Annotated in this window: 7 protein-coding genes; 5 read left to right on the top strand and 2 right to left on the bottom strand. The window is 69.8% G+C overall.

Features of this window, described 5'->3' with window-relative positions:
* The first annotated feature begins 203 nt into the window (after window positions 1-203).
* Window positions 204-1,259, top strand: a complete 1,056-nt coding sequence (locus BLR05_RS24990; RefSeq protein WP_092840404.1) for a patatin-like phospholipase family protein — start codon at window positions 204-206, stop codon at window positions 1,257-1,259.
* 91 nt (window positions 1,260-1,350) lie between these two features.
* A complete protein-coding gene (locus BLR05_RS24995) occupies window positions 1,351-2,826 on the top strand; it encodes an MFS transporter (protein ID WP_092840407.1) in 1,476 nt (491 codons plus the stop codon).
* Here BLR05_RS24995 and BLR05_RS25000 read toward each other — a convergent pair.
* Window positions 2,814-3,947 carry a DSD1 family PLP-dependent enzyme gene (locus BLR05_RS25000; RefSeq protein ID WP_092840410.1) on the bottom strand — a complete coding sequence of 378 codons (1,134 nt, stop codon included), beginning with the start codon at window positions 3,945-3,947 and terminating at the stop codon, window positions 2,814-2,816. The genes BLR05_RS24995 and BLR05_RS25000 overlap by 13 nt on opposite strands.
* 96 nt (window positions 3,948-4,043) lie before the next feature.
* Here BLR05_RS25000 and BLR05_RS25005 point away from each other — a divergent pair, with 96 nt between their 5' ends.
* Window positions 4,044-4,982 carry a LysR family transcriptional regulator gene (locus BLR05_RS25005; protein ID WP_092840413.1) on the top strand — a complete coding sequence of 313 codons (939 nt, stop codon included), beginning with the start codon at window positions 4,044-4,046 and terminating at the stop codon, window positions 4,980-4,982.
* A gap of 147 nt (window positions 4,983-5,129) precedes the next feature.
* Here the strand turns inward: BLR05_RS25005 and BLR05_RS25010 are convergent, their stop codons facing one another.
* Window positions 5,130-6,080 (bottom strand): LysR substrate-binding domain-containing protein, encoded by a 951-nt coding sequence (locus BLR05_RS25010; RefSeq protein ID WP_092840416.1) that lies wholly within the window; start codon window positions 6,078-6,080, stop codon window positions 5,130-5,132.
* Window positions 6,081-6,197: 117 nt separating this feature from the next.
* On the opposite strand from BLR05_RS25010, the gene BLR05_RS25015 reads away from it, so the two are divergent.
* Both BLR05_RS25015 and BLR05_RS25020 read left to right on the top strand, forming a co-directional pair.
* Window positions 6,198-7,193: a Bug family tripartite tricarboxylate transporter substrate binding protein gene (locus tag BLR05_RS25015; RefSeq protein ID WP_092840420.1), complete on the top strand. Its 996-nt coding sequence runs from the start codon at window positions 6,198-6,200 to the stop codon at window positions 7,191-7,193.
* 24 nt (window positions 7,194-7,217) lie between these two features.
* Entirely contained in the window at window positions 7,218-8,747 is a 1,530-nt protein-coding gene (locus BLR05_RS25020) for a UxaA family hydrolase (protein ID WP_092840423.1), read from the top strand.
* The last annotated feature ends 299 nt before the right edge of the window (window positions 8,748-9,046 follow it).

The following is a 9,046-nucleotide window of genomic DNA, read 5'->3' on the forward strand; positions in this document are numbered from 1 at the left end:
GCGATCGAGCAGGTGATCAAAAGCGGGCCGAAGACGCCGGACCTGGGCGGCACCGCCAGCACCACGCAGGTGGGCGAGGCCATCGCGGCGGCCATCGCCCAGCGCTGACCGGCGGGGCGCGCGGCGGCCCCACGACCCCACATACGCACGATGGACGGCAGCCCGATAAACTGGCTGCTTCCCCACAGTGTTTCCCTGCCGGCATGCGATTGAACGCCCTGTTGCGCCCCCTGGCCCTCCTGAGTGCAGCGGCTCTGGCCGCCTGCGGCAGCACGCCGCCCGCCAGCCCTGCCACCTCTTCTGCCGTGCCGTCCCAGGCCGCGGCCGCTCCGTCGCCGTCGCCAGCCCCCGTCAAGGTGGGCATTGCGCTGGGCGGCGGTGCTGCCAAGGGCTTCGCGCACATCGGCGTCATCAAGATGCTGGAGGCCAACGGCTTCGCACCCGCCATGGTGGCCGGCACCAGCGCAGGCAGCGTGGTGGGCGCGCTGTACGCGAACGGCATGAACGCCTTCGAGCTGCAGGAAAAGGCCGTGGCGCTCGACGAGACGAAGATCCGCGACCTGCAGCTGTCCTCCGGCGGGCTCGTGATCGGCCAGAAGCTCGAGGACTATGTGAACGCGCAGGTCCACAACCGGCCCATCGAGCAACTGGCCAGGCCCTTCGCCGCCGTGGCCACGCGGCTGGAGGACGGCGAGCGCACGGTGTTCACGCGCGGCAACACCGGCCAGGCGGTGCGCGCCTCCAGCAGCATACCGGGCGTGTTCCAGCCCGTGGCGATCGGCAAATACCACTTCGTGGACGGCGGCGTGGTCAGTCCGGTGCCGGTGGACGCGGCGCGCCAGTTGGGGGCCGACATCGTGGTCGCCGTGGACATCTCCAACAAGGCGCGCGGCCAGGCCCCCGCCGGCATGCTCGGCACCCTGGGCCAGTCGATCGCCATCATGGGCCAGAAGCTCGGCCAGGCCGAACTCGCGCGGGCCGACGTGGTCGTCCGCCCGCAGGTGCTGGACATCGGCGCGGCCGATTTCACGCAGCGCGCCAGCGCCATCCTGGAGGGAGAGAAGGCTGCACTCGCCGCCATGCCGCAGATCCGCGAGCGCGTGGCGCAGTGGCAGGCAGCGCGCGCCGAGGCCACGCGCCTCGCGCAACAGAAAGCCGCCGAGGCGCAGCACCAGGCCTGCCTGGAGCAGCGCTCGCGCCTGCAGAAGCTCGCGGGGCTCGCGGGGCTGGACGGCTCCTGCCCCGCTGCGGCCCCCTGAGCGCACACGGCAGCCCGCAGGGCGGCAGGCATGCCGCCATTTGCGCTGGCCTCCTACGGCGGCAGCGGCACCGTGCCCGTATGGTGCCGCCATGTCCCTCGGCAGCGATATCCCTGCGCGGCTCGACCGCCTTCCCTGGTCAGGCTGGCACTGGCGCGTGGTGATCGCGCTGGGCATCGCCTGGGTGCTCGACGGGCTGGAAGTGACCATCGTCGGTTCATTGGGCAGCGCGCTGGAGCGCCCGGACACGCTGGGGCTGACGGCCTCGCAGGTGGGGTGGACGGCCTCCCTGTACGTGGCAGGCGCGGTGCTGGGCGCCCTCGTGTTCGGCCGCATGGCGGACGCGCTGGGACGCAAGCGCCTCTTCATGCTGACCCTGACGGTGTACATGGCGGCAACCGTGGCCACGGCCTTCACCAGCAGCTTCGCCGCCTTCGCGCTCTGCCGGTTCCTGACGGGCATCGGCATCGGCGGCGAATATGCGGCGATCAATTCCGCCATCGACGAACTCATTCCCGCACGGGTGCGAGGCCGCGTGAACCTGGCCATCAATGGCAGCTTCTGGCTGGGTGCCGCCCTGGGAGCCACCCTCAGCCTGGTGCTGCTGGACGCCCGCGTGCTGGGCCCGGAGCACGGCTGGCGTGCCGCCTTCCTCATGGGTGCGCTGCTCGGCGGGGCCGTGTTGCTGGTGCGGCGCCACGTGCCCGAAAGCCCGCGCTGGCTGATCACCCACGGCCGGGCCGAAGAGGCCGAGCGCATCGTGGCGGACATCGAGCACCACGTCCATCGCACCACGCCCCCGCGCCCGGCCGGGCACGATGCGGCGGCCCCCGTCGCCACGGCCGCATCCCGCGCGAACCCGGCAGGCCCCGCCGCGCCTTCCGGCCGCCGCGCCCTGCCCTCCGCGCCGCAGGTGGTTCAGGTACTGCTGCGCCGCTACCCGGAGCGCAGCGCCGTGGTGCTGGCGCTGATGGTGTCGCAGGCGTTCTTCTACAACGCGATCTTCTTCACCTACGCGCTGGTGCTGACGCGCTTCTACGGCGTGGACGCCAGCCGGGTGGGACTCTACATCTTCCCCTTCGCCGCCGGGAACGTGCTGGGCCCGCTGCTGCTGGGCCCCCTGTTCGACCGCATCGGGCGGCGCGTGATGATTACCGCCACCTATGCGCTCGCGGGCATCGCGCTTGCGCTCACCGGCCTGGGCTTCATGAACGGCTGGCTGGATGCCACCACGCAGACCGTGGCCTGGTCGGTGGTGTTCTTCCTGGCCTCGGCCGCCGCGAGTTCCGCCTACCTCACCGTGAGCGAAGTGTTCCCGCTGGAGATGCGCGCGCTGGCGATTTCCCTCTTCTACGCCGTGGGCACCGGGGTGGGCGGTTTCGCGGCGCCGGCCCTGTTCGGCGCGCTCATCGATACGGGCAGCCGGGAGAACGTCTTCATCGGCTACCTGCTGGGCGCGGCGCTGGTACTGCTGGCGGCAGGCGTGACGTGGCGCTGGGCGGTGGATGCCGAGGGGAAATCACTGGAGGAGATCGCGCCACCGCTGCACTCCGGTCACCAGCCGTAGAAACGGGGCCAGGCCTCGGCCCGCCCATCGGCGGCGATAGCGTGGTATTCGGGGTGCTGCGCGCCGGTGGCGCAGGCGTGGTTGGGCAGGATGCGCAGGCGCGCGCCGATGGGAAAGCGCTCGGCGATGCGGCCGTCCGGCCCGCCGGCCCGCGACAGGATGCCGTGCTCCTGGTTGGCACCGCTCAGGGTATAGCCCTCCAGCACCGCTCCATCCTCGCTGCACGCCTGGCCGAAGCCGAAATCCTGCCGCTGCTTCTGCGTGCCACGGTCGCGGCTCATCGCCATCCAGCCGGCATCGACGATCGCCCACCCCTTTTCCTCCTGGTGGCCGATCACGGTCGTGAGCACGCTCAGCGCGATGTCGTCCATACTGCATACGCCCACGTTGCGCATCACCAGGTCGAAGAACACATACACGCCGGCACGCACTTCGGTCACTCCCTCGAGATGCTCGGCCGCCAGGGCCGTTGGCGTCGAACCGATGCTCACGACGGGGCAGGCGAAACCGGCCTCGCGCAACCGCTGCGCCGCGCGCACCGCGCCCGCCCGCTCCTGCTCGGAGATGGCCCGCAGTGCCTGGGGATCGTCATGGTCGTAGCTGGAGCCTGCATGCGTCAGCACGCCACCCACCACCATGCCGGCGTCCTGCAGCACTTCCGCGACCTGCAGCAACGCGTCTTCCTCCGGCTTGATGCCGGAACGGTGGCCATCGGTGTCGATCTCGATCCACACGTCGAAGACGGCGCCATGGGCCACACCGAAACGGCCGATCTCGCGGGCGGCAGCGACGCTGTCCGTGATGATCGTCAGGTGGCAGCCGCGCTGGCGCAGCGCGAGCGCCTGCACCAGCTTGCCGGGGACTATGCCCACCGCATAGAGGATGTCCTGGATGCCGGCCTCGAAGAATTGCTCGGCCTCCTTGAGCGTGGATACGGTGATGCCCTGCGCGCCCGCCGCGATCTGCGCCTGCACGACCGGCAGGCACTTGGTCGTCTTGGCGTGGGGGCGGAAGCGCACCCCCAGCGCCCGCATGCGGTCCTGCATGCGGCGGATGTTGCGCTCCATGCGCTGCGTGTCGATGAGTGCGCTGGGCGTGCCCAGTTCGTGGATGGTGGTCATCGGCTGGCTCCGTGGAAGATGGGTACCGCGCCAATGTAAATCCATGGACTACATTTGTGCTTAACGCTGGAAAACTCCGGCATTGAACTGCAGTGAATGATCGAACTCGATGACTTGCGCATGATCCGGGCGCTGGGCAGCTGTGGCTCCCTCGCGGGCGCGGCCCGCCTGCTGGACCTGACCCCGCCCGCGCTGACCGTGCGCCTGAAGCGCCTGGAAGCCTCCCTGGGCATTCATCTCGCGGTGCGCGGTGCGCGGGGCATCACCTTCACCGATGAAGGCCGGCGCCTGCTGGAGGAGGCGAAGGAGGTACTGGAACGCGTCGAATCGCTGCCCGGGCGGGTGGGCAGCGAGGCCCGTGCGATGGCCGGGCGGCTGCGCGTCGCAGCCCCCTTCGGCTTCGGAAGGCAGTACATGGCGCGGATCGTGCGCGCCATGCACCTCGCCCATCCGGCCCTGTCCGTCGCGCTGCAACTCTCCGAACATCCGCTGCGCGACGCGGCCGCGCACGACGTCGTGATCCATATCGGAATGCCGAAGGATTCCTCATGGGTAGGCCACCTGCTGGCCCCCAACGATCGCGTGCTGTGCGCCAGCCCCGCCTTCGTGCGGCGGCTGCACACGCCGCTCACCCACCCATCGCAGTTGGCGGACCAGCCCTGCCTGTGCCTGGTGGAAAACGACGAGGACGTCACCCGCTGGCGTTTCCTGCCGTCAGCGGCAGGGCAGGAAGGACCGGCCCCGCGAAAAGGCGTTTCCGTGCGCGTGGCGGGGCGGCTATCGTCCAACGACGGCACCGTGGTCACGCAATGGACCCTGGACAGCCTCGGCATCGTGGCGCGCTCGGAATGGGAGGCCGGCCCACTCATCGCCGAGGGCCGCCTAGTGCGCCTGCTCCCCGGCTGGCATCTGGAAGCGGCGCCCGTCATGGCGCTCACGCCGGTGCGCAACGGGGTGCCGGCGCGGCTGCGCGTGTTCATCGAGGCCTGCAGGGCGGCGCTGGATCCGGTGCCGTGGCGCGCAGGATCCGGGTAACCCTGAAAGCACGCCGCATTGCGGGTGCCGCGCTTCAACGGAACAGGGTGGCCAGATCGGCGGCAGGTCCAAGGCCCGGTAACAACGGCGCACGGATCCTCGGTGTCACCGTGCTGCTGCCCCTGCTCCTCTGGGGCCGGACCTGCATCACCTGCAAACAGAGCCACCGACCCGGGTAACCATTTCCCTCAGGCACTCCATCAACCCCTTCGTCACCGCTGTTCCCTCCCGCCCCCGCATCCGGATGATCCCCACCGGCGGCAGCTCCACCGGCACAGTCAGCCTGAGCACCGCCACCAGTCCCTGCTGCGCGAAATGCCTTGCCACCGCGCCGGCCATGAAGGCGACGGCGCCGCGCTGGTGGACGAAAGTGATCTGCGACAGGAACGATGCCGATTCGACGATGTCGGCGGGCGGGTGCAGGCCGTGGGCGAAGAACTGCTGCTCCAGCTTCACGCGCAGCGAGGCCCACGGCGGGGGCAGCACGCAGGGCTGCGCGGCGATGTCGGGCCAGCGCGGCTGGCGCCTGCGGGCCAGCGGATGGCCGGGGCGCACGACGGCCACCATGGGGTCATCGTAGAGCGCCTCGGTTTCCAGGTCGGGCGAGGCGTAGCCGGGCTCCAGGCGGCCGACGAACAGGTCCAGCTCGCCCAGGCGCAGTTTGGGCAGCAGGCGGGTCAGGTCGCCTTCCTCGATGAGGACGGTCACGTGGGGGGAGCGGGCCTTGAGCCGCTCCACGGCCTGCGCGAGCAGCACCGGGGTGGCGGCCACCATGGCGCCCACGCTGGTGCGGCCGCGGGCGCCGCTGGCCTCGGCGGCGATCTCGTCGCGCGTGCGCTCATAGCCGGCGAGCACGGAGCGAGCGAAGCGCACCACGCTGGCGCCCGCGGCGGTGGGCTCGGTGCCGCGGGTGGAGCGCTCGAACAGGGGCAGGTCGAACATGCGTTCGATCTCGGCCAGCGTCTTGGAGACGGCAGGCTGGGTGACGGACAGGAATTCGGCCGCACGCCCGACATGGCGGAACTGGTCGAGCGCGACCAGCATCTGCAGGTGCCGCAGCTTGAGGTTGGAGCGCAGAACACGATCAATCCTGGGCATTTCCGATCATTCCCTGGAGGTTATGAAGACAGTCCGTATTTTCATTGGATTGGCATGTCCTGCTTCTGAACAATGGCGCTGGTCCTCACCGACCGATAAAAAACAGGAGACATATCCATGCAGACCCCACGCTGCGGCCGGCGCCAGCTCATGCTGGGCGCCTTCACCGCCACGCTCGCCCTCGCCTCCGCTCCCGCGCGCCTGCTCGCGCAGGGTACCTATCCAGACCGCCCGATCACCTTCATCTGCCCCTGGCCGGCCGGCGGCACGGCGGACCAGTCGATGCGCACGCTGTGCACGGTCGCGGGGCGCATCCTGGGGCAGGCCATCGCGGTGGAGAATAGGGCCGGTGCCTCCGGCATGATCGGATCCAAGGCCCTGGCCGCCGCGAAGCCGGACGGCTACACCATCGGGCAGATCCCGATCTCGGTCACGCGCTTCTCGCAACTGGGCACGCTGCAGGCCGATCCGCGCAAGGACTTCACGTACATCGCCCGGACCTCGGGCCAGACCTTCGGCATCGCGGTGCCGGCGAACTCGCCGTTCAGGACACTCAAGGATTTCGTTGACTATGCGAAGGCCCATCCGGGAAAGGTGACGTATGCGCATGCGGGCGTGGGCGGCGCGACGCACGTGGGCATGGAAGAATTCGCCAGCGTGGCGGGCGTCCAGCTGAACCACGTGCCCTACAAGGGCGGCGCCGAAGCACTGCAGGGCGTGCTGGGCGGCCATGTGGACGCGCTGGCCGACTCCAGCTCGTGGGCGCCGCACGTGGAAGCCGGCAAGCTGCGGCTGCTGGCCACCTGGGGCGAGCAGCGCACCGCGCGCTTCAAGGACGTGCCGACGCTGCGCGAGCTCGGCTGGGCCGTGGTGGTGGACGCCCCCAACGGCATCGGCGCACCGAAAGGGCTGGAGCCTGCCGTGGCGGCCAGGCTGCGCGATGCCTTCCGCCAGGCCGTGGCGAGCCCGGAGTTCAAGGCCGTGGCCGACAAGCTCGACGCGCCGCTGCTCTACCTGGACGGCCCCGACTACGAGAAGTACGTGAACACGGTCTATGCGAAAGAAACCGTGCTGATCGACAAACTGAAGCTGCGCGAACTGATGAAGTCCTGAGCCCCACCATGATGAAAGCCCCGCATGACCAGCCTTGACAGTCCTCTGCTGCACCTGCACCCCAACGACAACGTGCTCGTCGCCAAGACCGGGCTGGCGCTGGGACAGGAGATTCCCGAGCTGGGCGTGCGGGTGCGCGCGCAGGTGCCGCCGGGGCACAAGATCGCCGCGCGCCCTATCGCGCGCGGCGAGCAGGTGAAGAAGTACGACACCGTGATCGGGGTGGCGACGCGCGACCTGGAGCCGGGCGAGTACGTGCACAGCCACAATCTGGAGCTCGTGGGCTACTACCGCGATCCGGCGTTCGGCGCCGACGTGCGGCCGGTCCATTACGTGCCCGAGGCCGAGCGCGCGACCTTCCAGGGCTTCGTGCGCGCGGACGGCTCCGTGGGTACGCGTAACTTCATCGGCATCCTGTCGTCGGTGAACTGCTCCGCCACGGTCATCAAGCAGATCGCCGCGCATTTCACGCCCGAGCGCCTGCGGGACTTTCCGCACGTGGACGGCGTGGTGGCGTTCGCGCAGACCAGCGGCTGCGGGATGTCCTCGCCCAGCGAGCATTTCGACGTGCTGCGGCGCACGATCGCGGGCTATGCGCGCCACCCGAACCTGGCGGGCGTGCTGATCGTCGGTTTGGGCTGCGAGCGCAACCAGGTGGACGGGCTGATCGAATCCCAGGGGCTGGAGCGCGGCCGGCTGATGCGCACGCTGGTGATGCAGGACGTGGGCGGCACACGCGCGACCATCGCGGCCGGCATCGCCGCGATCGAGGACATGCTGCCGGCAGCGAACGAGGCGCGCCGCAGCACGGTGCCCGCCAGCCACCTGAAGATCGGACTCGAATGCGGCGGATCGGACGGCTTCTCGGGCATCACGGCCAACCCGGCACTGGGCGCGGCGATGGACGTGCTGGTGCGCCATGGCGGCACCGCGATCCTGTCGGAAACGCCGGAGATCCACGGCGTGGAGTTCATGCTCACGCGCCGCGCCATCACCCCGGCAGTGGGACAGAAGCTGCTCGACCGCCTGGCATGGTGGGAGCGCTACGCCACGGGGCAGAACGCCCAGTTCAACGGCGTGGTGGGCCACGGCAACCAGGCCGGGGGCCTGGCGAACATCTTCGAGAAATCGCTCGGCTCGGCCATGAAGGGCGGCACCACGCCGCTGCGCGCCGTCTACGAATATGCCGAGCGCATCGACGAGAGCGGCTTCGTGTTCATGGATTCGCCGGGCTACGACCCGGTGGCCGCCACGGGCCAGATCGCGAGCGGCGCGCAGCTCATCTGCTTCACGACCGGGCGCGGCTCGATGTTCGGCAGCAAGCCGGCACCGACCATCAAGCTCGCCAGCAACACGCCCATGTACCGCCGGCTGGAGGAGGACATGGACATCAACTGCGGCGTGATCCTGGACGGCGAGCTGACGGTGCCCGAGATGGGCGAACGCATCTTCGCGCAGATCCTGCGGCATGCGAGCGGCGAGGCGACCAAGAGCGAGCTGCTGGGGCTGGGCGACCATGAGTTCGTGCCCTGGCACCTGGGCATTGTGAGCTGAGCACCTGCTCCGGGGCCGTACGGCCGCGCGGCGCCGCATTCCGGCCCGCATGCGCCGCCATGCTGGCACCAGCGCGACACTATGCCTTTACCGCCGGATGCGGCATCGCTATGGTTTCCGGCAGCTCGCTGTCTTTCGTTTTCCTTGCGCGACATGACCACTTCCTCTTCTTCACCTGCTTCTTCCCTCTCCGCTGCCCGCCCCCTGGTGCGCAGCCAGCTGTACATCGCGGGCCGCTGGCAGGCCGCCGCCGGCGGCGCGACCTTCGCCGTCACCGATCCGGCCACCGGTGACACGAT

This window comes from Paracidovorax cattleyae (assembly GCF_900104515.1).
Classification (GTDB): Bacteria; Pseudomonadota; Gammaproteobacteria; order Burkholderiales; family Burkholderiaceae_C; genus Paracidovorax; species Paracidovorax cattleyae.

Bases quoted from the DNA above. Each gene is read 5' to 3' on its own strand.
- BLR05_RS25020 (WP_092840423.1), top strand. From the start codon at position 7,218: ATGACCAGCCTTGACAGTCCTCTGCTGCACCTGCACCCCAACGACAAC.
- BLR05_RS24995 (WP_092840407.1), top strand. From the start codon at position 1,351: ATGTCCCTCGGCAGCGATATCCCTGCGCGGCTCGACCGCCTTCCCTGG.
- BLR05_RS25005 (WP_092840413.1), top strand. From the start codon at position 4,044: ATGATCGAACTCGATGACTTGCGCATGATCCGGGCGCTGGGCAGCTGT.
- BLR05_RS25015 (WP_092840420.1), top strand. From the start codon at position 6,198: ATGCAGACCCCACGCTGCGGCCGGCGCCAGCTCATGCTGGGCGCCTTC.
- BLR05_RS25000 (WP_092840410.1), bottom strand. From the start codon at position 3,947: ATGACCACCATCCACGAACTGGGCACGCCCAGCGCACTCATCGACACG.
- BLR05_RS25010 (WP_092840416.1), bottom strand. From the start codon at position 6,080: ATGCCCAGGATTGATCGTGTTCTGCGCTCCAACCTCAAGCTGCGGCAC.
- BLR05_RS24990 (WP_092840404.1), top strand. From the start codon at position 204: ATGCGATTGAACGCCCTGTTGCGCCCCCTGGCCCTCCTGAGTGCAGCG.